21 protein-coding genes are annotated in these 24,434 nt (G+C 30.1%); 13 read left to right on the plus strand and 8 right to left on the minus strand.

Annotated elements, in window-relative coordinates:
• Nucleotides 1-45: 45 nt before the first annotated feature.
• A complete protein-coding gene (gene ruvB / locus ELQ05_RS01840) occupies nucleotides 46-1,053 on the plus strand; it encodes a Holliday junction branch migration DNA helicase RuvB (RefSeq protein WP_002932887.1) in 1,008 nt (335 codons plus the stop codon).
• Nucleotides 1,054-1,056: 3 nt separating this feature from the next.
• Nucleotides 1,057-2,100: an AI-2E family transporter gene (locus tag ELQ05_RS01845; RefSeq protein ID WP_002921079.1), complete on the plus strand. Its 1,044-nt coding sequence runs from the start codon at nucleotides 1,057-1,059 to the stop codon at nucleotides 2,098-2,100.
• A gap of 29 nt (nucleotides 2,101-2,129) precedes the next feature.
• Here the strand turns inward: ELQ05_RS01845 and fumC are convergent, their stop codons facing one another.
• The 3 genes from fumC to ELQ05_RS01860 all read right to left on the minus strand — a co-directional run bounded on the left by fumC (nucleotide 2,130) and on the right by ELQ05_RS01860 (nucleotide 7,804).
• Nucleotides 2,130-3,521: a class II fumarate hydratase gene (fumC, locus tag ELQ05_RS01850; RefSeq protein WP_002854099.1), complete on the minus strand. Its 1,392-nt coding sequence runs from the start codon at nucleotides 3,519-3,521 to the stop codon at nucleotides 2,130-2,132.
• Between the two features lie 133 nt (nucleotides 3,522-3,654).
• The gene (glmS, locus tag ELQ05_RS01855) at nucleotides 3,655-5,451 is read right to left on the minus strand and encodes a glutamine--fructose-6-phosphate transaminase (isomerizing) (protein WP_134239897.1); all 1,797 of its coding nucleotides are present in this window, start codon (nucleotides 5,449-5,451) and stop codon (nucleotides 3,655-3,657) included.
• 4 nt (nucleotides 5,452-5,455) lie between these two features.
• Entirely contained in the window at nucleotides 5,456-7,804 is a 2,349-nt protein-coding gene (locus ELQ05_RS01860; protein WP_070316851.1) for a nucleotidyltransferase, read from the minus strand.
• Nucleotides 7,805-7,946: 142 nt separating this feature from the next.
• Between ELQ05_RS01860 and mqnE the strand changes: the two genes are divergently transcribed.
• Genes mqnE through ELQ05_RS01890 form a run of 6 tightly spaced genes read left to right on the plus strand, consistent with a single transcriptional unit; the run spans nucleotide 7,947 to nucleotide 14,590 of the window.
• Entirely contained in the window at nucleotides 7,947-9,011 is a 1,065-nt protein-coding gene (gene mqnE / locus ELQ05_RS01865) for an aminofutalosine synthase MqnE (protein ID WP_134239898.1), read from the plus strand.
• Nucleotides 9,012-9,020: 9 nt separating this feature from the next.
• Complete coding sequence (locus ELQ05_RS01870) at nucleotides 9,021-10,340, plus strand: NCS2 family permease (protein WP_096702855.1); 1,320 nt, start codon at nucleotides 9,021-9,023, stop codon at nucleotides 10,338-10,340.
• 13 nt (nucleotides 10,341-10,353) lie between these two features.
• On the plus strand, nucleotides 10,354-10,797 hold the full coding sequence (locus ELQ05_RS01875) for a phosphoribosyltransferase (RefSeq protein WP_070316849.1): 444 nt from the start codon (nucleotides 10,354-10,356) through the stop codon (nucleotides 10,795-10,797).
• A gap of 44 nt (nucleotides 10,798-10,841) precedes the next feature.
• Complete coding sequence (locus ELQ05_RS01880; RefSeq protein ID WP_070316848.1) at nucleotides 10,842-11,540, plus strand: VacJ family lipoprotein; 699 nt, start codon at nucleotides 10,842-10,844, stop codon at nucleotides 11,538-11,540.
• A 9-nt stretch (nucleotides 11,541-11,549) separates the two neighbouring features.
• Complete coding sequence (locus tag ELQ05_RS01885) at nucleotides 11,550-12,119, plus strand: ABC transporter substrate-binding protein (RefSeq protein WP_002932914.1); 570 nt, start codon at nucleotides 11,550-11,552, stop codon at nucleotides 12,117-12,119.
• The gene (locus ELQ05_RS01890; protein ID WP_070316847.1) at nucleotides 12,119-14,590 is read left to right on the plus strand and encodes an RND family transporter; all 2,472 of its coding nucleotides are present in this window, start codon (nucleotides 12,119-12,121) and stop codon (nucleotides 14,588-14,590) included. Before ELQ05_RS01885 ends, ELQ05_RS01890 begins: the two co-directional genes overlap by 1 nt.
• Before the next feature lie 30 nt (nucleotides 14,591-14,620).
• Here ELQ05_RS01890 and rdgB read toward each other — a convergent pair whose 3' ends face one another.
• A complete protein-coding gene (rdgB, locus tag ELQ05_RS01895) occupies nucleotides 14,621-15,223 on the minus strand; it encodes an RdgB/HAM1 family non-canonical purine NTP pyrophosphatase (RefSeq protein WP_002893956.1) in 603 nt (200 codons plus the stop codon).
• 165 nt (nucleotides 15,224-15,388) lie between these two features.
• On the opposite strand from rdgB, the gene ELQ05_RS01900 reads away from it, so the two are divergent.
• The gene (locus tag ELQ05_RS01900; protein WP_134239899.1) at nucleotides 15,389-16,690 is read left to right on the plus strand and encodes an MFS transporter; all 1,302 of its coding nucleotides are present in this window, start codon (nucleotides 15,389-15,391) and stop codon (nucleotides 16,688-16,690) included.
• Nucleotides 16,691-16,692: 2 nt separating this feature from the next.
• On the opposite strand, the gene ELQ05_RS01905 is transcribed toward ELQ05_RS01900, so the two are convergent.
• Nucleotides 16,693-18,366, minus strand: a complete 1,674-nt coding sequence (locus tag ELQ05_RS01905; protein ID WP_134239900.1) for a 4Fe-4S dicluster domain-containing protein — start codon at nucleotides 18,364-18,366, stop codon at nucleotides 16,693-16,695.
• 77 nt (nucleotides 18,367-18,443) lie between these two features.
• On the opposite strand from ELQ05_RS01905, the gene selA reads away from it, so the two are divergent.
• Genes selA through ELQ05_RS01925 form a run of 4 tightly spaced genes read left to right on the plus strand, consistent with a single transcriptional unit; the run spans nucleotide 18,444 to nucleotide 22,884 of the window.
• Nucleotides 18,444-19,766: an L-seryl-tRNA(Sec) selenium transferase gene (gene selA / locus ELQ05_RS01910; protein ID WP_070316844.1), complete on the plus strand. Its 1,323-nt coding sequence runs from the start codon at nucleotides 18,444-18,446 to the stop codon at nucleotides 19,764-19,766.
• Nucleotides 19,763-21,568, plus strand: coding sequence for a selenocysteine-specific translation elongation factor (gene selB / locus ELQ05_RS01915; RefSeq protein ID WP_134239901.1), 1,806 nt, complete (start codon nucleotides 19,763-19,765; stop codon nucleotides 21,566-21,568). Before selA ends, selB begins: the two co-directional genes overlap by 4 nt.
• A gap of 48 nt (nucleotides 21,569-21,616) precedes the next feature.
• Entirely contained in the window at nucleotides 21,617-22,327 is a 711-nt protein-coding gene (locus ELQ05_RS01920) for a thioredoxin fold domain-containing protein (protein WP_070316842.1), read from the plus strand.
• A gap of 5 nt (nucleotides 22,328-22,332) precedes the next feature.
• Nucleotides 22,333-22,884, plus strand: a complete 552-nt coding sequence (locus ELQ05_RS01925; protein ID WP_134239902.1) for a hypothetical protein — start codon at nucleotides 22,333-22,335, stop codon at nucleotides 22,882-22,884.
• 22 nt (nucleotides 22,885-22,906) lie between these two features.
• On the opposite strand, the gene fldA is transcribed toward ELQ05_RS01925, so the two are convergent.
• Genes fldA through ELQ05_RS01940 form a run of 3 tightly spaced genes read right to left on the minus strand, consistent with a single transcriptional unit; the run spans nucleotide 22,907 to nucleotide 24,410 of the window.
• Entirely contained in the window at nucleotides 22,907-23,398 is a 492-nt protein-coding gene (gene fldA, locus ELQ05_RS01930; protein WP_002855629.1) for a flavodoxin FldA, read from the minus strand.
• The gene (locus tag ELQ05_RS01935; protein ID WP_088303635.1) at nucleotides 23,398-24,093 is read right to left on the minus strand and encodes a hypothetical protein; all 696 of its coding nucleotides are present in this window, start codon (nucleotides 24,091-24,093) and stop codon (nucleotides 23,398-23,400) included. Before ELQ05_RS01935 ends, fldA begins: the two co-directional genes overlap by 1 nt.
• Before the next feature lie 2 nt (nucleotides 24,094-24,095).
• Entirely contained in the window at nucleotides 24,096-24,410 is a 315-nt protein-coding gene (locus tag ELQ05_RS01940; RefSeq protein ID WP_002855637.1) for a DUF2325 domain-containing protein, read from the minus strand.
• Nucleotides 24,411-24,434: the final 24 nt, after the last annotated feature.

Genomic DNA, 24,434 nt, shown 5'->3' on the forward strand with positions numbered 1-24,434 from the left:
TTAGCTAAAATCTTATTTTAATTTTTCCAAAATATAAGTAAAGATATGGATAGAATAGTAGAAATAGAAAAATACTCCTTTGACGAAACTTACGAAACTTCGTTGCGTCCTTCAAATTTTGATGGTTATATAGGTCAAGAAAGCATTAAAAAAAATTTAAATGTCTTTATAACTGCAGCCAAAAAACGCAACGAATGTTTAGATCATATACTTTTTAGTGGTCCTGCAGGACTTGGAAAAACAACACTAGCTAATATCATCTCCTATGAAATGGGTGCAAATATCAAAACAACCGCCGCTCCTATGATAGAAAAAAGCGGAGATTTAGCAGCCATTTTAACCAATCTTAGCGAAGGGGATATACTTTTTATCGATGAAATTCACCGCTTAAGCCCTGCTATCGAAGAAGTACTTTACCCTGCGATGGAGGATTACCGCCTTGATATTATCATAGGTAGTGGTCCAGCTGCTCAAACTATAAAAATCGATTTACCAAAATTTACCCTTATAGGAGCTACAACACGCGCAGGTATGCTTAGCAATCCTTTGCGTGATCGTTTTGGTATGCAATTTAGATTAGAATTTTACAAAGATAGCGAACTTGCTCTCATCTTGCAAAAAGCAGCTTTAAAGCTTAATAAAACTTGCGAAGAAAAAGCCGCACTTGAGATCGCTAAAAGAAGTCGTTCAACCCCAAGGATAGCCTTAAGGCTTTTAAAAAGAGTTAGAGATTTTGCCGATGTTAATGATGAAGAGATTATCACAGAAAAAAGGGCTAATGAGGCCTTAAATTCTTTAGGGGTTAATGAGCTTGGTTTTGATGCGATGGATTTAAGATATCTTGAACTTTTAACCGCTGCTAAGCAAAAACCTATAGGACTTGCAAGCATTGCTGCGGCTTTAAGCGAAGATGAAAATACCATAGAAGATGTAATCGAGCCTTATTTACTAGCTAATGGCTATATAGAACGCACTGCAAAAGGGCGTATAGCAAGCACAAAAAGCTATAGTGCTTTAAAACTAAACTATGAAAAAACTTTATTTGAGGAGTAAATTTTGCAAAATGGAAAATTCTTTCTTATAAGCTTTATTTTAGTCATTTTATTTCTTTTGCTTTATCTTTTTAAAGGTTTTTTACTTGTAATTATCATTGCTAGTTTAATGGCGGTAGCTACCTCAAATATTAATGCAAAATTTTTAAATCTCACTAAAGGACATAAATTTTTAGCTTCCATTCTTACAACAGCTTGTATGGTTTTGCTTTTCTTTGCACCTTTTGTTTATGCTATGATAGAACTTGCCAAAGCTTTAAAAAATTTTGATATTAATTTAGTCACACAAACTCTTGATTATGTCAAAAACTATCAATTTACCTTGCCTGAAAGCTTTAATTTTTTAGAACCTAAAATCAAAGAATTTTTAGCTTCTATAGATTTAAATAGCATTTCCAAACAAATTCTAAGCTATGCTTCAAGTTTTACAAAATCAGGGGCTAAATTTCTTATAGATATGGTTTTAATTTGCGTGTTTTATTTCTTTGCAAATCTGTATGGAACCGAGCTTGTTATCTATCTTAAATCCATCATTCCTATTGACAAAAAAGAACTCGATGATGTTTTAAGTGAAGTGGGTAATGTTATGGCTGTTGTGCTTTACTCTATGGTAATTGTAGCAATATTTCAAGGTGCACTCTTTGGTTTAATCACAATGTTTTATGGTTATGATGGAATTTTAATGGGAGTAATTTTTGCTGTAAGTTCTCTCATACCTGCTATAGGAGGAGCTTTAATTTATGCGCCTGTAAGTCTTTATGAATTTGCTTCAAACAATCTTAACTCAGCTCTTGTTATTTTTATTTATTCTGTAATTGTAATTTCTTTTATAGCAGATACTTTAATCAAGCCTTTAATCATCAAATGGATCAACAAAAAACTTGTAAAAACCCCTACCAAAATCAACGAACTTTTAATTTTCTTGGCTATGATAGCAGGAATTTCTACCTTTGGTTTTTGGGGTATTATACTAGGTCCTGCGATTTTAACCTTTTTTGTATCAACTTTAAGAATGTATGTGATTTTAAAAGATAAGAATTTAATTTAACTTGCCTTAAAAAAGGCAAGTTTTATGTTCTAGGCTTTTGGGCCTATCATTTTAGTAGGATCAACAAATTTATTGAAATCTTCTTCACTAACCAAACCAAGCTCCATAGCACTTTCTTTTAAAGAAATACCTTTTTTATGAGCATTTTTGGCTACTTTAGCAGCATTTTCATAACCTATATGTGGATTTAGAGCGGTAACTAGCATTAAAGAATTATGAAGATTATGATCGATTTTTGCACGATTTGGTTCTATACCTACAGCACAATGGATATTGAATGAATGCATAGAATCAGCTAACAAATCAAGACTTTGCAAGAAATTATAAATAATCACAGGCTTAAACACATTAAGCTCAAAATTTCCTTGACTTGCTGCAAAACCAATAGCTGCATCATTTCCCATCACTTGTACAGCAACCATAGTAACAGCTTCACACTGGGTAGGATTTACCTTACCTGGCATAATCGAACTTCCTGGCTCATTTTCAGGGATGATAAGCTCACCAAGACCGCATCTTGGACCTGAAGCTAACCATCTTATATCATTTGCAATTTTCATTAAATTTGCAGCCAAACCCTTCATCGCACCATGAGTGAAATTGATCGCATCATGACTTGTTAAAGCATGAAATTTATTTGGACTTGAAACAAATTTTGTACCTATAAGTTGAGTTAGCTCTTCACTTACTTTTTGGCTTAATTCTGGATGTGCATTAAGCCCTGTTCCTACTGCAGTTCCTCCTATGGCAAGTTCTCTTAAAGTTGGTAAAGAGGCGATGATTTGCTCTTTTGAATGTAAAAGCATAGAAAGATATCCGCTAAATTCTTGTGCTAGAGTAAGTGGTGTAGCATCTTGTAAATGCGTGCGTCCTATCTTGATAATACCATCAAATTCTTTTACTTTTTTTTCAAAAGTTGCAATAAGCTCATCAAGTGCAGGGATAAGCTTTTTCTCTACTTGCTCAACTGCAACGATACTCATAGCTGTTGGAAAAGTATCATTTGAACTTTGACTCATATTGACATGATCATTTGGATGCACAAGCTTTTCTTTGCGAAAATCTCCGCCCATGATTTCAGTGGCACGATTTGCAATAACTTCATTCATATTCATATTGCTTTGTGTGCCTGAACCTGTTTGCCAAATCGCAAGTGGAAAATTATCATCAAATTTACCTGCGATAATCTCATCGCAAGCTTGAACTATAGCATTTTTCTTAGCATCATCAAGTTTTCCGAGTTTGTTATTGACTAAAGCTAAAGATTTTTTAAGATTTGCAAAAGCATAGATTAAAACCTTTGGCATTTTCTCACAACCGATTTTGAAATTTTCAAAACTTCTTTCAGTTTGAGCTCCCCAATATTTGTCATTTGGGACCTTAACTTCACCCATAGTATCGTGTTCAACTCTGTATTCCATAGTGTTTCCTTTCTAGAAATATTGTTAGAATTATTTAAACAAAAATAAGCATAAAGTTAGCTTATAATTTAAAATTTATTTATATTTTTTGTAGCATTTTGAAGTTATGTGCAGTTTGTTTAAACTGCACGGATTATTCCACTGTTACGCTTTTAGCCAAATTTCTTGGCATATCCACATCATTGCCAAGTCTTATGGAAATTTCCATCGCCAAAAGTTGAGTAATGACCATCATTTCAAAAAATTCACACATATAATGATCTTGCTCATTGGTTTTGATAAAATCATCACTTAAATCAAATTCTAAAGGTGAAATGCTAAGCACTGTAGAATCCCTAGCAATAAGCTCTTCAACATTTGATTTTGTTTTTTCATAAAGCATGTGCTTTGGCATTAAAGCTATAGTATAAAGCTTAGAATCAGCCAAAGCAATAGGGCCATGTTTCATCTCTCCTGCGGGATAACCTTCAGCATGAAGATAAGATAATTCTTTAAGTTTCAAAGCTCCTTCTAAGGCCAAAGGATAAAACACATCTCTACCTATAAAGAAAAAGCCGTGTCCATCTAAATAACGCTTAGATAAACGATGAATTTTTTCATGTAAAGCTTGTTTTACACTCACGCAATTTGGAGTATGTAAAAGTGCTTTAATTTCAGCAGAAACATTTAATTTTCTTTTTTGTGCCATAAAAATAGCAAGCATCCAAAGTGTTAAAACTTGAGTGGCAAAAGCTTTGGTTGAAGCAACTCCTTTTTCTATACCTGCACGAGTTAAAAGACTTAGGTGTGCTAAACGCACTATATTAGAATTATCCACATTACAAATTGCAAAAGTCTTAGCACCCTGCTCTTTTGCAATCTTTAAAGCCTCTAAAGTATCTGCTGTTTCTCCACTTTGAGAAATAACGATAAATAAAGAATCTTTTTTTACAATTGCTTCACGGTAGCGAAATTCACTTGCAATTTCTACTTTAGCTTTAACTTTAGCAATTCTTTCAAACAAATAAGCACTTGCCATTGCAGCATGATAGCTTGTTCCACAAGCACAAAGCGTGATTTCATCTACTTGACTTAAATCTTCATTGTTTAACTCATCAAAAACGACTTCATCGCCTTGAATACGCCCCATTAAAACTTCACTCATCACGCGACTTTGTTCATAAATTTCTTTTTCCATAAAAAAGCGAAATCCGTCTTTTTTTGCATAAGCCTTATCGCCTGAAAGCTTAGAAAAACAAAGTGATTTTAAAACATCATTTTCATAAACGACAAGCTCATCTTTACTCGCGTATCCCAAGCTTAAATCTTCAAGATACATTACCTCATCACAACTTCCTATCAAAGGTGCATCACCTGAAGAAAAATACCATTCTTTATTTGCATTTTTACCGATAATCAAAGGAGCAGCATTTTTTGCAAAATACACATGATCGGGATCTTTTTTTGTTACTAACAAAGTAGCAAAAGCACCGCGAAGTTCTTTGATGGTTTTTTGCCAAGCTTCAAAAACTCCCAAATTTCTTGCATAAAATTCAAAAAGCTGGACAATAACTTCAGTATCTGTTTGACTTAAAAAACTCACGCCTTCTTTTTCAAGTTTATCTTTGATTTCTTTATAATTTTCTATAATACCATTGTGAATCACACAAGAATACTGTCCTAAATGAGGATGTGCGTTGATTTCAGTAGGCTTACCATGAGTTGCCCATCTTGTATGACCTATAGCAAAACCATAACCTTGACTTTCAAAATCTGTGCATTTATTCGCCAAATTTTCAAGTTTTCCTACAGCTTTAAAAAAACTAAGTTCTCCTTCTTGCATCACTGCCATACCCGCACTATCATAGCCACGATATTCTAATTCTTTAAGTCCATTTAGTATAATTTGTTTTTTTTCATTATTTCCTATATAGCCTACGATTCCACACATTTTTTTACTCACTTATTAATAAATTAACTAACTTTTGCTCGCTATGTTCTAATTTTTCATTCTTTTGAAAAATAAAAATATTACGCGTCCTTTGTCTTATGGTTTGAATTTTTGCTGCACATAAAACAAGTTCAAGTTCATTAAAAACATTCATCAAATACGCCATTAAACCCTGCTGATCTTTAGTATTAAGACCTAATTTGGCATACATTTTAGAATAATTTAAGTCTAATTTTAACTCATCTTTTTTAATGATTGGCTTTTTAATTTTTTTCAAATTAAAACCAGAAAGATTTGAATTTAAAAGCTCCCAAAGTTTTAGTTTTTGCTCATCACTGATAATATTATCATATTCAAATCTTAAATAAATTTTATCATCAAAAAGTTCAAAAAAATTCATGAAAATAAGATTTAAATTTGTTAAAGAACTTAAAATAATGGCAATATTAAAATGAAGTGGTGCAACAATTTGCAAACTAAGATTTGTTTCATTACTAAACCAAAATTTAAAATCATTTTCTTTGGCTAATTTAGAAATCATAACAATATCTTCAAAAGTATTTTTTATAATAAAAAGATTTGATTTGATATGTATGATTTTATCTTGCAAAATTTCATCTTGCTCTAAAAAAATCTTACTTCTTTTAAGTGTTAATTCTTTTTTTACTCTTCTTGTGCTTTCTTCAAGTAGATTTTCATCTTCAAAACCTTGTTTTGCATTTTCTAAAAGTTTATCAAGAACTCTAAAATAAAAAGCATTATAATTTAAAGCCTTAGCCTTTAGCCAAGTTAAAGTGTATAAAAGCTCTAAATTTTCTAAATTTTCTAGCTTAGAAACCAAGCTACTTACAACAATAGGATTGTATATATCTTCTTTTTCTGCAAGATCTTTTAAGGCATTATTGTTTTTAAATATCTTAAGACCCCATTCTAAAATTTCATTCTTTAAATCAAATTTAGAGCAATACGCTCTATATATGCCTGCTAAAGAAATTTCATTTTCACTTTCTATAGCGCTTAAAAGTATCACAAGCTTTAAAATCATTTTTTCATCGGTTTTAAGTTTTTGGAGTATCTCAAGCTCATCTTCGTATTTTTCAAATTCACTTAACATAAGAAAAACTTGCTCATCAAAACTATAATTTCCTTCTTCATCGCTTAAAAAACGAACTGTCCAAAAAGGCTTGCATAAATCTTTTAAAATTCCACTATCAAGCAAAAGCTTTAAAACACAAAAACTATGCCTTTTATAAAAAATTTTCTCAAAAAGTATTAAAGCTTTTTCTATATCTTTTTTACCGTATTTCAATCTTCTTAGGGCAAAAACCAAGTTAAGATCGAAAATAACCTGTTTATCTTCAAGTTTTAATAAGTATTCTAAAACTTCCACAAGAGTTTTAAATTTATATTCTTGTTTAAGAGTATGATTTAATCCATCTTGAATTTGCTTTGCTAGAAAGTGCGTATAAAAACCTATAGTATGCATACTTTGCAAAGCCTTTTGAACCAACAACTCATTTGCTCCAAAATGTTTTTTAGCTTTTTTATACATTAATTCACTCAAATCATGAACATTAATAAGTAAAAACTCATCCTCATCTTTAGCACTTAATAAATTCATCGCTGATTTTAAAGAAAGTAAAAAATCTCCAGCTAAACGCAACTCGCTTAAATTTTTTTCATCTATAAAATTTAAAGCATAATTTTTTGGAGAAGTCTTAAAAAGAACAAGCAAACTCTCTAAGGATCTTAAATGATTTAGTCCGCCAAAATCTTTTAAGATATTAAATTCCTGCTTTATAAATGGAATATCAAATTCTTTAAAATTTTCTAGCAAAAGCTTGGCAAAATCATTTTTATTTTCTTTTAAAATACTCTCAAATTTTGTCTTAATCCCTTTAAATAAAATCCTAGAACCACATATGAAACGAGTTTGTATTATAGAAGTCTTAAGCTCATTGCTAGCATTATAAAGTCCGTTAAATTCTAAGATAACAGAGTCAATTTGCAAATGCGCATCATTTAAAATTTCGATAAAAGCCTTAATCATAGGTTTTAAATGAAAAGCCTTAATATCTTTATAAACAAAAATCAAAGAAATACTTTCATTAAAACAAAGACTATTATTTGCATATGCTTTGCTTGCTAAAACACAAAAAGGGATATTATCACTTGGAGGTGAAAAATCATCAAAATAATCTTTAAGAACTATATCATAAGCTTTTTTTATGAAATTATCCATATTTTTAGAATGATATAAGCTAAATGCCCCTTGCTTAAGAAAAAATTTTCTACAACTTTGGGTATAGGAACTAAGATTTTTTTTAAAAATTTCTAATTCTTTATTTAACAAAATTTCTACTCTCTTTAAATTTTAATATTTTAATAATAATCTTAACAAAAATATCTTTTATTTTGGCTTTTTCTATAAACTCTTTTTCAGTAAGCAAAAATTATAATGCTTTATTTAAAAACAGCAAAAGAGTAAAATTAAAATGAAAAATTTAATTACCAAACTAGAAAATGAAGAAAGATTAAACCAAGAAGAAGCCAATGCACTTTGGGATCTAGATCTTTTTACCTTAGGTAAATACGCTCACAAAAAACGCACCAAACTTCACGGAAAAAAAGTCTATTTTAATATCAATCGTCATATCAACCCAACTAATATCTGTGCAGATACCTGTAAATTTTGCGCCTTTTCAGCGCACCGAAAAAATCCTAATCCTTATTTGATGACTCATGAAGAGATTATGAAAATTGTCGATGAAACTGTAAAACGAGAAACTAAAGAAGTACATATCGTTTCAGCTCACAACAAAGATACAACTTGGCAGTGGTATTTAGAAATTTTTAAAATGATAAAAGAAAAATATCCTAATCTTCATGTAAAAGCTATGACTGCTGCTGAGATTGATTTTTTGCATCGTCGTTTTAAAATGAGCTATGAAGAAGTGATAGAAAAAATGCTTGAATACGGCGTTGATTCTATGCCTGGGGGTGGGGCTGAAATTTTTGATGAAGAAGTGCGTAAGAAAATTTGTCATGGAAAAGTTAGCAGTGAAAATTGGCTTAAAATTCATAAACTTTGGCATGAAAAAGGCAAACAAAGTAATGCTACCATGCTTTTTGGACATATAGAAGAAAGACATCACAGGATCGATCATATGTTAAGATTGCGTGATCTTCAAGATCAAACTGGTGGATTTAATGCTTTTATCCCTCTAGTTTGGCAAAGGGATAATAGCTTTATACAAACTGATAAAATCATGGATAGTGAAGAAATTTTAAAAACCATTGCCATTGCTCGTTTAGTGCTTGATAGTATTAAAAATATCAAAGCTTACTGGGCAACAATGACTTTAAATTTAGCCATGGTAGCACAAGAATTTGGAGCTAATGATTTAGACGGTACCATAGAAAAAGAAAGCATACAAAGTGCAGGTGGTGCAAAATCTGCTAAAGGCACAAGTTTAAAAACTTTTATCGATATGATAAAAACTTCAAATCTTATTCCTGTAGAACGCGATAGTTTATATAACGAGCTAAAAACCTACTAAGGAGAAAAAATGGACTTTTTTAAACTCAAAGAAAACAATACGAGTTTTAAAACCGAAGTTATAGCAGGGCTTACTACTTTTTTGGCTATGGTTTACATTATCCCCGTAAATTCTAGCATAGTAGGAAATACAGGAATGCCCATAGAAGCTTTAATCACCGCAACAGCTTTAATCACCATAGTTGCAAGTGCTTTTAATGCTTTTTTTGCCAATACTCCTGTAGCTATGAGTGTAGGAATGGGTTTAAATGCTTATTTTACCTTTGCGGTTTGTTTAGGTCAAAACATAGCTTGGCAAAGTGCCTTAGGAGCTGTTTTTATTTCAAGTATTATTTTTCTCATACTTTCTTTTACGCATTTTCGCCTTTGGGTAATCCGCAATATCCCAAAAGATTTACGCCTTGCAATTTGTGCGGGTATAGGTTGTTTTATAGCTTTTTTAGGCTTAAGTCAAATGGGTGTGATCATGCATAATAAAGATACTTTAGTAAGCATAGGAAATTTCAAAAGCCCTCATGTGCTTTTTGGAATTTTCACTCTAGCTTTAATCATCTTTTTTTGGGCTATAAAACTTCGCGGAGCTTTTATTTTGGGGGTATTAGTAAGCTCTATTATCGCTTGGATTTTCCATTTAGACAATGCAAGTTTTCCTGTGCAAATCTTTTCTTTGCCAAATTTTAGCATGGAAAATGGCCTAGGAGCCATCTTTTTACAACTTGATATCAAAAGTGCCTTAAATATTACTATGATACCTATAATTCTTACTTTTTTTATCACTCAACTTTTTGATAGTATAGGAACTATCACAGGTGTGGGTGAAAGAGGAAAGATTTTTGATGATCCAAAAAATGGAGAAAAAAAACTAAGCAAAACCTTAATGGCAGATGCAACAGGATCGGCTTTAGGAGCTATGACAGGCACTTCTACAGTTACAGCTTTTGTAGAAAGCACTACAGGGGTTGAAAGCGGTGGAAGAACAGGACTTACAGCTTTAGTTGTAGCTATTTGTTTTGCTTTTACACTTTTTTTACTGCCACTTTTTAAAGCCATTCCTGCAAACGCAATATACCCCGTACTTGTAATGGTTGGAATTTTAATGTTTATGGAAGTTAAAAATATAGATTTTAAAGATAGTGCTATAGCTGTAGCAAGCTTTTTTACTATTATCATGATGCCTTTTACTTACTCCATCACCACAGGTTTTGCTTTTGGTTTTCTTTCTTATTTACTTGTAAGAATTTTTAAACGCGAATGGAATAAAATCAATCTTGGCATTATAGTTTTAAGTTTATTATCTTTGGGTAATTTTTTACTTATGACACTACAATAAATAAGGATATATAATGATATTTTACTCTTATGAAGAATTTAAAGAAGATGTAAAAATTCTTGCTAAAAAAATTAAAGAAGATTTTAACCCCGATGCACTTTTAGCTATAGCAAGAGGAGGGATGAGTTTAGGACACTCTTTAGCAGTGGCTTTAAAAACGCGTCAGCTTTTTGCTTTAAACTCAATTCATTACGATGATACGAAAAAACTTGATACTATTGAAATTTTTAACATTCCTGATTTAAGCAAGCACAAAAAAATTTTACTCATTGATGATATAGTAGATAGTGGAGAAAGTTTAACAGAAATAAAAAAAGTTTTGCTTGAAAAATTTCCTCATATCGAACTTAAAATTGCGACCATTTTTTACAAAAAAACCGCTCTTCTAGAGCCTGATTTCAAAGTAAAAGAAGCTACTGAATGGGTAGATTTTTACTGGGATATAAATCTTGATTAAAAATTTGCTATAATCTTACTTTTAAAATTTTTAGGAGTTTTTGCTTGAGAATAAAATTTATATCTTTTATTTTAATTTTTTTTACTATTTTTGCTTTTGCTAAAGAACAAAATTTAGATGATTTTGAACAAGAATACCAAAATCATCAAGTAAATGATCCACTTTCAGGATATAACAAAGCTATGACAAGCTTTAATGTGGCTTTGTATGATTATGGTCTTCGTCCCGTTCTTAAGGGCTATAACGCCATCACTCCTGAATTTATAAGATTAGGAGTAAGAAATTTCTTTGATAATTTACTTGCTCCTTTGCGTTTTGTAGGCAATGTTTTGCAGTTTAAATTTGAAGAAGCTGGAGAAGAATTTAAAAGATTTACCGCCAATACCATCATGGGTTTTGGTGGACTTATGGATGTGGCATCAAAAATGGGTCTTAAAAAACATCCCGCGGACTTAGGAACCGTTTTGGCTCACTGGGGTGTAGGAAGCGGTTTTCATATTGTCTTACCTATACTCGGCCCTAGTAATCTTAGAGACACTCTTACTTTACCTGCAACTTGGTATGCAAGTTTTACCGCTTACATTGATCCTACTTGGGCAAGTATAGCTATAAGTGCTTATGGATTTGGTAATGAACTTAGTTTTAGGCTTGATGAAATTGATGAAATTTATCACAACACGCCTAATTTATATCCATTCTTGCGTGATGCTTACGAGCAAAGACGCAATGAACTTAGCAAATAAAGGAAATTAATGAAAAAAATATTTTTAATCTTGACTTTATTTTTTAATGCTTTTGCCTTACAACTAGATGAAATTTCTAGCACTATGCAAAAAAACATTGATGCAAGCTTAAAACTTTTACAAGATAGTAAAGAAGATAAAAAACAAGCTGCTAATGGAATTTTTAAACTTTTTGATAGCATAATTGATTATAAACTCATGGCAAAACTGAGTCTTTCGAAAAATTATTCTAAATTAACCCCAAAAGAACAAGAAAAATTTACCACAGCCTTTGAAACAAGTCTTAAAAAAAGTTTTACCGATAAACTCAGTCTTTATAAAGATCAGGTTTTAAAGGTCAAAAATGGTGAGTTAAAAAATGAAAAACGCTATTTTTTAACCACTTCTATGGTAGTAGATGGGGAAGAAAAAAATATCATTTTCAAATTTTACAATGATAATAACAACTGGCTTATTTATGATGTAGATGTTTTAGGTGTGAGTATAGTACAAACTTATAGATCACAATTTGGAGATATTTTAGCCAACCAAGGCTTTGATGCCCTACTTCAAAAACTTGAAAGTATTGTCATAGAATAATGTTTGCAAAGCTTTTAAAGTTTTTTATTTCTCGTCCAAAAAGTACTTTTTTTGGAACGTTGTTTATATGCCTGTTTTTAAGCTTTTTTGCTTTTAAGCTTAGCGTAGATGCAAGTGCTGAAAGTTTACTTTTAGAAGATGATGCAGATTTAAAAACTTTTAGAGAAATTTCAAAACATTATAAAAGTGATAATTTTTTACTTTTAGCCTTCAAACCCTATGATGAAAAACCTTTTTCAAATGAAAATTTAGCCAAATTAAAAAAACTTCATGAAGAATTAGAAAAAGCCCCTTTAGTAGAACGCGTTTTTAGTATCATCAATGCCCCTTTGCTTCAAAGTTCGCAAAATACGGATTTAAAAGAACTTTTAAAAAATATCCCAAATATAGAAAGCCAAGATATAAACCGCACAAAAGCCCAAAATGAAATTTTAAATAGTCCCTTTTATAAAAATAATATCATCTCAAAAGATGGAAAAGTAACAGGGCTTATTATTTACTTAAAGCCTGATACAGTTTATAATAATCTTATAGAAAAACGCGATCTTGCTACCGATGAAAAAGAAAAAGATCAAATTCGTCTTGCCATAAAAGAACATCAAGACAAGCAAAAAGTTATCACGAAACAAAGTCTAGATACTATTAAAAGCATAGTTCGAAATTATGAAAAAAATAAAGATACGCTCTACCTTGGTGGCGTAAGCATGATCGCTGATGATATGATAGCTTATATAAAATCTGATCTTGTGCTTTATGGTGTTTCTCTTGTATTTTTACTAGGACTTGCACTTTATTATTTTTTCCGCTCATGGCGCTTTGTTTTTTTACCTCTTTTTATTTGTTTTATAAGCTTAAGTGCGGCTAGTGGAGTTTTTGCGCTTTTAAATTTTCAAATCACGGTTATTTCATCAAATTACGTTGCTTTGGTTTTAATTATCACCTTAAGTGTAGTTGTTCATTTGATCACGCATTTTATCGAAAGCACCCAAAATCATCCCAAAGCTAAAGTTGAGCGCATAGTGCTTGAAACCTTACTAGCCAAAGCAAATCCTAGCCTTTATGCCATTGTTACAACGATGATAGGATTTTTTTCTTTAATCCTATCAAATATCGAACCTATCATAAAACTTGGCATTATGATGAGTATAGGCATAGGTTTAGCTCTTATCTTTAGTTATTTGTTTTTAGCAAGTATCTTGATTCTTTTAAAACCAAAAAATTATCATAAAAAAGAGTTTAAATTTAATCTTTTAGCCTTTTGTGCCAAAACCGCTCTTGATCCTAAAAAGCGTCGCATGATTTATGGAATTTCAGTTCTTGCTATAATCTTAGCTTTAATAGGCATTTCAAAACTCAGAGTTGAAAATTCTTTTGTCAATTATTTCAAAGATGGTAGTGAAATCAAAAAAGGACTTTTGGTTATTGATAAAAATCTAGGTGGAACCTTGCCTTTAGAAGTGATCATTCGTTTTCCAAATAATAAAAACGATCAAAATACAAGTGATACCCTTGATAGTTTTGAAAGTGAATTTGAAAATTTAGCCACACAAGAAACTTATTGGTTTGACTCTAAAAAAACACGTATTGCAAAAAAAGTTCATGAATTTTTAGAAAACAAAGAATTTGTAGGCTCGGTTTTAAGTCTTAATAGTCTTTTAACCCTAGGGAAAAATATCAACGATGGAAAAGAGTTAGATGATTTTGCCCTTGCGTTTTTAAATGAGAATTTACCTGCTAAATTTAAACAAGACTTGCTTTCACCTTTTGTAAGCATAGAAAATAACGAGTTAAGATTTAGTATGCGTATTATTGATTCTGATCCGAATTTAAGACGTAATGAGTTTTTAATAGATCTTAAAAAACAGCTCAACGAGCTTGTAAAAAACGATGGAGTAGAAGTTCAAATCACAGGCATAATGGTGCTTTATAATAATATGCTCCAAAGTCTTTTTTCATCGCAATTTGATACTCTTATATTTGTAATTTTAGCTATTTTCATACTTTTTATCATTGTTTTTAGAGATTTAAAATTTTCAGTTGCGGCTATATTGGTAAATGTTATTCCTTTAAGTGTGGTTTTTGCTCTTATGGGACTTTTAGGTATTCCTTTGGATATGATGAGTATTACTATAGCTGCTATTGCTATAGGCATAGGCGTTGATGATGCTATACATTATATTTATCGTTTTAGGGAAGAAATTAAAAACAAAAGCCTAGAAGAAGCCATTATGATTTCTCACCTTAGTATAGGTTCGGCACTTTATTATACCACAATTAGCATAGTTTTAGGCTTTAGCGTGATGATGAGTAGCAATTTTATTCCAACAATTTATTTTGGAATTTTAACCGTTTTTGTAATGATTTTGCTTTTAAGTGGAAGTTTGTTCTTGTTACCAAGCTTTTTAATCACTATTTATTCTAAGAAAACCAAGTTTCCAAACCAACATAAAGAGCATATATTAAAACAATAATAGCTATATATTTTAAAAAATTTTTCATTTTTATCCTTTATTTAAAATCTTTAAAATGATTTTTGCAAGCTCTAAAGCTTTAAAACGATGAGAGATATTATTCTTCTCATCCACGCTAAGTTGGGCTAAGGTTTTATCAAAACCCTTTGGAATAAAAAGGCTATCATAACCAAAACCATTTTCACCTTTTTCTGTATCTATTACTTTTCCATGCATGGTTCCATGCGTACTAAATTCCCCCATCAAACCTACCATAGCAATAGCAGCAACATAATATGCCTTACTTTGTTTAAAACCTTTTTTTACCATTTCATTGACAAGTTTATCACGGTTACTTTTATCATCACCTTGACCACTAAATCGAGCAGAATAAATTCCTGGATTTCCTTCTAAAACATCTACACAAATGCCACTATCATCACTTAAAGCGATAAAATCTTTTTTTTGCTTTTCATCCAAAGCATTAAAAACCGCTCTTGCTTTAATCAAGGCGTTTTCTTTAAAAGTTTTTCCATTTTCTTCAATCTCAAAAGGCATTAAAACTTCATCAAAGGCATGAATTTCAAAATCTTTCAAAATTTCTTTAAGTTCTAAAACCTTATGCTTATTGCTCGTAGCTAGGATAATCTTCATAACAAAAGCTCCAAAATAATATCAAAACAAAAATATGATTTTATAAAATTTATCCTTGTGCATAGCTTTTAAATATCAAATGATAAAACGATGTTAATCAATGCTTAATCCATTTCATAGTAAAATTATCCTAATTTAAATTTCAAATTTAATAGGAAATTGATAATGCTAAATAATGTCTTACCCTTATCTTTCATAGTTGGAACAAGATTTTTTGGGCTTTTTATAGTTTTGCCAGTTTTAAGTCTTTATGCTTTAAAACTTGAAGGTGCTAATGAATTTTTAGTCGGACTTTTAGTAGGTGTTTATGCCTTAACTCAAATGATTTTACAGATGCCTTTTGGAATTTTAAGTGATAAAATTGGTCGTAAAAAAACCATGCTCATTGGACTGATTATTTTTATAATAGGCTCTTTAATCTGCTCTTTTGCAGAAAATATTTACACCATGCTTTTAGGAAGAATGCTTCAAGGCGCAGGAGCTATTGGAGCAGTAGCTACGGCTATGATAAGCGATTTTATTACAGAAGAAAATCGCGGTAAAGCCATGGCGGTTATGGGCTCTTTTATAGGACTTAGTTTTGCAGCTTCTATGGTGATCTCTCCTTTAATGAGTGCAAAATGGGGTTTATCTAGCCTTTTTGATCTTAGTGCGGCTTTGTCTCTTTTATGTATAATTTTACTTTATACCGTTGTACCTAAAGAAAACAAAATCACTCATGAAAATGAAAAAACTCCTTTTTTTCATCTTATTAAACAAAAAAATTTAGCCCTTATGAATCTTACTAGTTTCATGCAAAAAATGCTTATGAGTATAGCATTTTTAAGCATTCCTATCATTCTAGTAAAACATTTAGGTTTTGCTTCTGATAAACTTTGGATTGTTTATAGCGCTTCTATGGTAGCAGGTTTTATCGCTATGGGCTTTGCTGGAAGTTTAGGCGAAAAAAGAGGTTTAGCTAAACAAATTTTACTCTTAGGAATTGTTTTTTTCATACTTTCTTATCTTTTTTTTGCTTTTAGTAATTCTATAGATTTTTTTATCATAGCAGTTGTGATTTTTTTTATAGGTTTTAATTTACACGAACCTATTATGCAAAGTTGTGCATCAAAATTTTGTAAAGTTCATGAAAAAGGTGCAACATTAGGGTTGTTTAATGCTTTTGGATATGGTGGAAGTTTTATAGGTGGTATTATCGGAGGGATATTTTTACATCTAGATGCCTTAAATCTTTTGGCTATTATTTTAGTAATTTTAGCTCTAATTTGGCTTGTGGCATTATTTTTCTTAAAAAATCCAGCTGATTTTAAAAACCTTTATCTACCTTTAGAAACGCCTTTAAATTTCAGTACTTTTAGTGAAAATTTAGGGGTTGTAGATATTTATAAAAACTCTAAAAATCTTGTTGTTAAATTTGATAGCAAACTTACAAATAAAGAAGAATTAGAAGGCAAAATTAAGATCTAAATCTAATTTTGCCCCGCAAAACCCATTGCTTTTATCATCACTTTTGCCTTGCAATCTGCACAGCAATAAAGTGTTTTGATTTTATTCTCATCATTACCAAATTTAGGCTTCATTAAATTGGCTATTTTTTCTACAGCTTTTTTGGTGGCAAATTCTTTACCACATTCTATACAGGCAAAAAGCTCATCTTTTGCCATGGTTTGATATTCAAAATAAGAAGCTCTAAACTCCATTCCACTACGAACTAATTTTAAAGTATCTTTTTCGGCACAACTTAACTCACAATACCCACAAGTCGTACAAAGAGAAGCATTAAATTTCAAAGCATTTTCTTGTTTATCAGCAATTAAAGCTCCTACATTACAGGCACCCACGCAAGAAAGACAAAGCGTGCAGGTGTTAGGATTGATTTTTACCTTACCATAACGCAACCATTCGCCACTTTCTATACTGCCAAAATCTTCATTTTTTATCATTTCTTGCATTCTTTTGGCAAAATTTTCTCTTGTAGTTAAGGTGTTATTATGAAAATCATATTTTAAATCTTGTATGAATTCTTGTTCTTTTAAAACATTTTGCAATTCTTTTTCATCTTTAGCAACAAAAATAGCTTTTTTTTGAAATTTCCTCTCAAAAAAAGTATTTAAAAGTACAATAGCCTCGTTACTACCACGAGATACAAAATCTGTATAAAAAACTAAATTTGCTCCACTATTTTGCAAAAGCGTTAAAAAATGCATAGAAGAAAGCCATTTTTCACCCTCTATCATAAAGGGTAAAACATCTTTTGGTAAAGCAAGATTTAAATTTTCTAAAGACATTTTTTTAGGAATGATTAAAATTTTTTTATCTTTATAAAACTCACAAAGGGTAAAAAAACTTTCTCTTGGCATAGGAGCATAATCAAGCGATCCACTAGGACACACACTAATACATCCTCCACAACCCAAACAATCCACTTGAGAAAATTCCAAATGTTTGTTTTCATCATCTTTTAAAATCGCCACAGTAGGACAAATTTCAGCACATTTTGCACAATGCTCACTGCGTCTTTCGTGGTATTGGCACACACTAGCATTATAGCTAATATAAGTTTTATAATGATATTTTGGACTTTTGCTTTGTAAAAACTCAAGCAATACTTCAAGATTTTCAAAATTTAAAAGATTATAACATCCACTTTGTCTTGTAAAATCTTTACGCACAACGCTTAAATCCTCAGCTTTAAAAAGTAAAAAATCAAAATCTATTTCCACTTCTTCGCCTTGATTTTTAACCACAGCACAAAGCTCCCCTACACTTCCAAAAACAGCTAAAATTTCTGCACTACTTAAAGCAATAACCTTAAATCCATGTTCTTTTAAAAACTCTACGGTTTGAGTATCGCTATCTACTAAAATCAAACGATTTTGCACTTCTTTGCTTTGTTCTAAATCAAGCCCCAAATCATAAACGCTAGCTCTTGCTTCATAAAGCGTTAAAACATTTTTACTTTGCTCTAAAATTTCATCTTGAGAATTTTTAAGATAAAAATTAATCTCAGGGGCATAAATTTGTGCTTTTTGATTTTTATCATTGCAAACTAATGCTTCTTTATCATTTGCCTGATCTAAAATTTCAATAGCATCGGGCAAAGGGATTAAAACATCATTTTTTATATAAACAAAATCTTGCATTGTCTTCCTTAATCTCTTTAAAACATCATTTTATAAATTCTATGTTAAAATAACCAAATATTTTCTTAAGGCTTAAGATGAACAAATTTAGAACTTTTCCACAAATTAACACTCTTATTGAAGATGAGAGTTTAATATCCTATCCTTTTTATATCAAAGCATTTTTTTGTAAAAAAGTTGTCGCAAAACTAAAAGAAAATTTTTCCCAAGATGAAATTTCTAAAGATAAACTACTTTTAGAAATCAAAAAAGAAATCAAAACTTTTTATCGCAAAGATTTACAAAGTGTGATTAATGCAAGCGGAGTAGTTATACACACAAACCTTGGCAGAAGTGTAATCCATGAAGAACTTTATGAAGCGTGTAAAGATATAATTTGTAATTATTCTAATGTAGAGTTTGATTTAGAAAATGGAAAAAGAGGCTCTCGCTATGCTTTGGTACTAGAAAAACTTAAAATGCTTTTTGAATGTGAAGATGCTTTAGTGGTCAATAACAACGCTGCAGCAGTTTTTTTAGTACTTAATTCTCTTTGTTATGATAAAGAAGTCATAAGCTCAAGAGGAGAACTTGTAGAAATTGGCGGAAGTTTTCGTGTGCCTGAAGTGATAAAAGCTGCAGGTGTAAAGCTTTGCGAAGTTGGAACTAGTAACAAAACACACTTAAAAGACTATGAACAAGCCATCAGTGAAAATACCGCTCTAATTTTAAAAACCCATAAGTCTAATTTCGCTCTTATGGGTTTTCACAGTGAAGTAAATATAAAAGATCTACATGAACTAGCAAAAGAAAAAGGGCTTTTGAGTTATTATGATCTAGGTTCTGGTTGGTGTGAAAATTTAAATGAAAAGCTGATTAAAAATGAACCTAAAATCAGAAAACTCGTGCAAGAATGTGATATTTTAAGTTTTAGTGGAGATAAACTTTTTGGCAGCGTACAAGCGGGCATTATACTTGGAAAAAAAGAACTCATAGAAAAACTTAAACAAAATCAACTTTTAAGAATGCTAAGAGTGGATAAATTAACCCTATCTTTTTTAAACGAAAGCTTAAAAGCTTATTTACAAAAAGATTATGAAAAAATTATTACCTTAAAACTTTTAAATGATGACTTATCCTTTATAGAGAAAAAAGCTTTAAGAGTGCAAAAAGAATTAAAATTTCAAACCCAACTTAAAAAAAGCAAAAGTTTAGTAGGAGGAGGTTCTATGCCTGATAAAAGTTTAGATACTTATATACTAACTTTTCAAGGAGATGCTTTAAAACTACAAACTCGATTTAGAAAAGAAAATATCATAGGACGCATTGAAAATGATGAATTTGTTCTTGATTTTAGAACTATACGAGAAAATGAACTTCAAAAACTTATTCTTACAATCAATCAAATGGAAAACTTATGAAATCTGTTATTATAGGAACCGCAGGACATATTGATCATGGAAAAACTTCACTCATTAAAGCTTTAAATGGTTTTGAAGGCGATAGTTTAAAAGAAGAACAAGAAAGACAAATCACCATTAATTTAAGTTTTTCAAATCTTAAATTAAAAGATAAAAACATTTCTTTTATCGATGTTCCAGGGCATAAAGATTTGGTTAAAACTATGGTAAGTGGAGCTTTTGGCTTTAGTGTTTGTTTATTTGTCGTAGATATTAACAAGGGTTTAAAAGAACAAAGTTTAGAACATTTAGAAATTTTAAAAATTCTTGATATTAAAAATATCATTTTAGTACTTAGCAAATGCGATCTTTGTGAAAATATAGAGCAAAAAAGTGTAGAAATTTTAGAAGAGTTAAAAAATTTAGATTATCCCATTTTAAAAGTATTTCACACCAGTATAAAAAATAATCAAGGCATAGAAGAATTAAAAAATTATCTTTATACCATAGAAAACAAAGAAAACGATGAAGAACTGATTTTTCATTATTATATCGATAGAGTTTTTTCTCTAAAAGGCATAGGAACTGTCGTTACAGGCAGTCTTAATGAAGGAAGCATCACTTTAAATGAAAAAATCATCTGTTTAGACACTCAAAAAGAACTCATTGTTAAAAATATACAAAACCACGATACTAATCTAGAGCAAATCAAAGCTTGTAACCGTGTGGCTTTGAGTTTAAATTGTGATTATAAAGAGTTGAAAAAAGGTTATTTACTAAGTAAAAAAGGTTATTTTAAAGCCTTTAAAGAATGCGATGCTTTAGTTAGAGCAAAAAATTTACAAAATAGCAAAATGATTTTTTGTGTGGGTTCAAGACAAATAGAATGCAAAATAAATATATTAAAAAAACTAGAAAATGATGAATTTTTTGTGCATTTTAGTTTTGATAAAAATGTATTTTTAAGTTTTGATGAGGCTTTTATTTTATTGCAAAACAATCGTGTTATAGGCGGTGGTAAGATTTTAAATCCTTTAAGTGAACCTTTAAAAAAAGAACAAAAAAATAAATTTTTAATGTTTTTGAAAAATAAAGATTTTAAAGCGGCTTTTTCTTTCTTAAAAGACGCACATAAATATGGTTTTGGTTTGCTTTCAAGCTATCAAAGATTTAAACTCTCTCATCAAAAAGCATTGAAATTAGCAAAAAAATTAAATCAAGTATTTGTTGATGAAAAAAATCTTAATGTATATCATTTACAAAGTCTAGAAGAAATTAAAAATTTCATCAAATTCATACTTGAAAAAAATCCTTATGCCATGCTTTCAGCACATTCTTTAGCTTTAAGGATTACTTGGGCAAGTGAAAATTTTTGCGAACTCGGGCTTAAAGAGATGTCAAATTTATTGGATTTTCAAAATGGAATTTATTTTAAAAAAGGCATAGATTTTGAAAAACTTCAAGAAAAAAATAATAATCAATTATATGAAATTTTAAAAAAACAAGGTATTAAACCCGAAGCTCCTTATAATCTTTATGATTTTTTAGAACTTGACAGAAAAAGCGGAGATAATATACTCAAAAAACTTACCCAAAAAGGTTTGGTTGTAAGACTTTCACACAATCTTTTTATAGAAAAACAAGCTCTTGAAAAACTTATGCAAGAATGTTTAAATTTATTAAAAAATCAAAGTCTTGATGTGCAAAGTATGAAAGAATATTTTAATCTTTCAAGAAAATATGCTATTGCTTATTTAGAATACTTAGACAAATTTCCTCAAGTAAGCAAAGAAGCTGAAAAAAGATTTTTAACAAGCATTTAGAAAATCATTATAGAATTAAACATAATTTATTTAAAGGATTTATAAACTATGAAAAAATTAAGTTTAATTCTTGCCTGTTCAGCATCTTTGTTTGCTGCAAGTAATTCAGAAATTAGTGATTTTTATTCAAAAAGCATTAAAGCACAATTTCCAAATGCTACCGTTAGTGTATCAAATCGTCAAAAGGTTGGTAATACGGGTTTTGAAAGTGTTATTGTAAGCGTTGAATTAAATGGACAAAAACAAGAAAACATTCTTTTTACAAAAGATAGTCTTATTACCCCTGATCTTATCGACTTGAAAACGGGAATTTCTTATGCTCAAGAATATGAAATGAAAAAATTTCAAGAAGCAAGAGAAAATTTTACAAAAAATGCTAAAGCTGTAGCACAAAAAGAAACCATGGTAATAGCTTTGGGAGATAAAAATAAACCTGCAATTTATGTTTTTTCAGATCCTGAATGCCCTTATTGTAGAGAACTTTTAGCTCAAATTGATGATGAACTTAAAAACTATCAAGTTAATTATATTTTAACTCCAGTACATGGAAAATCTGCTTTTGAAAAATCCGCTCTAATCTACAAAGAAGCAAAAAAAGCAAAAAATGATAAAGAAAAAATCGCAATTTTAAACAAATACTATGATGCAAATATCAAAAATTATCCAAAAGTAAGTGATGCAGAATTAAAAGAAGTTTTTTCCTTATATGAAAAATATCGCTCATTAGGTCTTAGCGCTACTCCAACTATTATTAAATAAACCTAATGTCTAAATTTGCTTTAATTTTAAGCTTTTTTATAGCACTCTTTATGAGTGCTTGCACCGATGCAACTTTCATACAAAGCTTTATTCAAACAAGCAATGAAGGCATTTTTATCAGATCACAAAAACAACAAAGTTTTAAAATTTCCTTTCAAAATCCTAGTCAACTTCAAACTACTTTGGATAGAGATTTGGCTTTAAAACTTAAAAATTTAGGCTTAAAAGAAGTAAAAGAGAATGCAGATTATGAAATTTTAATCAATCTTGTAGATATGAAAAAGCATTCTTATGCTCAAAAAATCACAACTTCAGCAAGATTTTTTTATGATTTTGATCCTTTGGAAAGTGATGGAGAATGGATGGTAGAAAACTACTATACTATGCAAGTTAATTTACAAATCAACTCTAAAAATCACAATTCTCAAAAAACAAGTCTTCTTGCAAGAACAGCTTATCTTGGAAATAAAGAACGCTGTCAATTATCTTTAGAAAATAAAATTATAAATCAAATAGTGAGTTTTTTTATTTTTAAGAAAAGACAATCAAGAGTATAAAAACTCTTGATTTTAAGAATTATTAAGCAAAATAAGGTTTGATTTGTTCTACCCAAGCATCAATTCTTGATTCTGTTTGATCTTCTTGATTATCATTGTCAAGAGCAAGTCCAACAAATTTACCATCTACAACCGCATCGCTTGCTTCAAATGTATAACCATCAGTTGAAACTTCTCCTACCAAATTTGCACCTGCATCTTTTAAATTTTGAGCTAATTTACCCATGCCACCACAAAAAGTGTCAGAATAACTTTCACTATCACCCATACCAAATACAGCTACAGTTTTTCCACCAAGACTAAGCCCTGAAAAATCAAAACCATCCCAATCATCTTGCAAATCACCACTTCCCCAAGTTGAAGTTCCACAAATTAATTTATCGTAAGAATTCATTTTAGCTGCATCAATATCTGAGATATTAAAAACATCGCTAATTCCAAGTTTTGAAGCAATTGTATTAGCCGCTCCTTCTGTATTTCCCATAGCACTACCATAGATTACTGCTACTGACATTATTTTCTCCTTATAATTTGATTTGATATTTTATACGGAACTAATTTTAACATAGTTTTGTTTAAATCATACAAAAAATGTTTTATTTCAATAAAATGTGTGAAATGTTTGTTACGCGGACAAACAATATAAAATTTTTCAAAATTGTTTTCTTTTATTAAATTCAATAATCCATGAATTTCATTTTCAATTTTTAAATTATGTGTATTAATCTCTTTGCAAAGTGGCAAAATTGCAAATTTCTTATCTATTATAATAAGATCACCATCTTGATCGATATTTTTTCCATTATTTTGAAAAGAAACCTTATCATAAACATAAGAGCTAAATAAAATTTGTGCATCAAAACAAATGCCATAAAGATAAATTCTTAAAAGTCTTAAAAGATCGATATTCTTAGATATTTTAGTATTAAAAATTAAGCTTTTTCTTTTTTGAAAGTAAAAAGCGTATGCATTAAGCTTGATATTTATATTTTGAATCTTACCAAATGAAACATGCATTATATCATGTAAAAAATTTCCAAATATCATTTTTAAACTCTTGGTATTTTTTGCATATAAAAGAGGAATTTTTAGAGCGCTATCAACGCTCGCATTATATTGAGTTAAAAAAGTCAACATAAGCTCTTGATTGTTTAAATAGCGATAAATTTGCGGTATAAATTCTTGCTTATCATCAAATCCAAATAACATCTTTAACCTTTATAGCAAGAAAATTCTTTATTAAGATTAAAAATTTTACAATATTCACAATACACACAACTTACACTTCTTTTTGCACAAACTAATGGAATTTTACGCTTTTTAGCTTCATTTTTGATTTTTTTCATAGTATTATGATTTAAAAAGCTTGTTAACATTACTATACATTCTGTATCACAAGGAATCGGCTTGCGATTAACTCTATTTTCATTACGCGCATCCCAGTGTTCTATTTTTTTAGCACCTAAATCATGTAAAACAGCTCTAATAGGAGTGATTTCATCTGCACCAATAACCAAAACTGACATAAATTCTCCTTTGTGATTTTTAAA

Origin of the sequence: Campylobacter sp. US53 (assembly GCF_004378995.1) — a bacterium.
GTDB lineage: Bacteria > Campylobacterota > Campylobacteria > Campylobacterales > Campylobacteraceae > Campylobacter_D > Campylobacter_D jejuni.

Coding starts and splice junctions, on each gene's coding strand:
- ruvB (WP_002932887.1), top strand. CDS start 46: ATGGATAGAATAGTAGAAATAGAAAAATACTCCTTTGACGAAACTTAC.
- fumC (WP_002854099.1), bottom strand. CDS start 3,521: ATGGAATACAGAGTTGAACACGATACTATGGGTGAAGTTAAGGTCCCA.
- glmS (WP_134239897.1), bottom strand. CDS start 5,451: ATGTGTGGAATCGTAGGCTATATAGGAAATAATGAAAAAAAACAAATT.
- mqnE (WP_134239898.1), top strand. CDS start 7,947: ATGAAAAATTTAATTACCAAACTAGAAAATGAAGAAAGATTAAACCAA.
- ELQ05_RS01870 (WP_096702855.1), top strand. CDS start 9,021: ATGGACTTTTTTAAACTCAAAGAAAACAATACGAGTTTTAAAACCGAA.
- ELQ05_RS01875 (WP_070316849.1), top strand. CDS start 10,354: ATGATATTTTACTCTTATGAAGAATTTAAAGAAGATGTAAAAATTCTT.
- ELQ05_RS01885 (WP_002932914.1), top strand. CDS start 11,550: ATGAAAAAAATATTTTTAATCTTGACTTTATTTTTTAATGCTTTTGCC.
- ELQ05_RS01890 (WP_070316847.1), top strand. CDS start 12,119: ATGTTTGCAAAGCTTTTAAAGTTTTTTATTTCTCGTCCAAAAAGTACT.
- rdgB (WP_002893956.1), bottom strand. CDS start 15,223: ATGAAGATTATCCTAGCTACGAGCAATAAGCATAAGGTTTTAGAACTT.
- ELQ05_RS01900 (WP_134239899.1), top strand. CDS start 15,389: ATGCTAAATAATGTCTTACCCTTATCTTTCATAGTTGGAACAAGATTT.
- ELQ05_RS01905 (WP_134239900.1), bottom strand. CDS start 18,366: ATGCAAGATTTTGTTTATATAAAAAATGATGTTTTAATCCCTTTGCCC.
- selA (WP_070316844.1), top strand. CDS start 18,444: ATGAACAAATTTAGAACTTTTCCACAAATTAACACTCTTATTGAAGAT.
- selB (WP_134239901.1), top strand. CDS start 19,763: ATGAAATCTGTTATTATAGGAACCGCAGGACATATTGATCATGGAAAA.
- ELQ05_RS01920 (WP_070316842.1), top strand. CDS start 21,617: ATGAAAAAATTAAGTTTAATTCTTGCCTGTTCAGCATCTTTGTTTGCT.
- ELQ05_RS01925 (WP_134239902.1), top strand. CDS start 22,333: ATGTCTAAATTTGCTTTAATTTTAAGCTTTTTTATAGCACTCTTTATG.
- fldA (WP_002855629.1), bottom strand. CDS start 23,398: ATGTCAGTAGCAGTAATCTATGGTAGTGCTATGGGAAATACAGAAGGA.
- ELQ05_RS01935 (WP_088303635.1), bottom strand. CDS start 24,093: ATGTTATTTGGATTTGATGATAAGCAAGAATTTATACCGCAAATTTAT.
- ELQ05_RS01940 (WP_002855637.1), bottom strand. CDS start 24,410: ATGTCAGTTTTGGTTATTGGTGCAGATGAAATCACTCCTATTAGAGCT.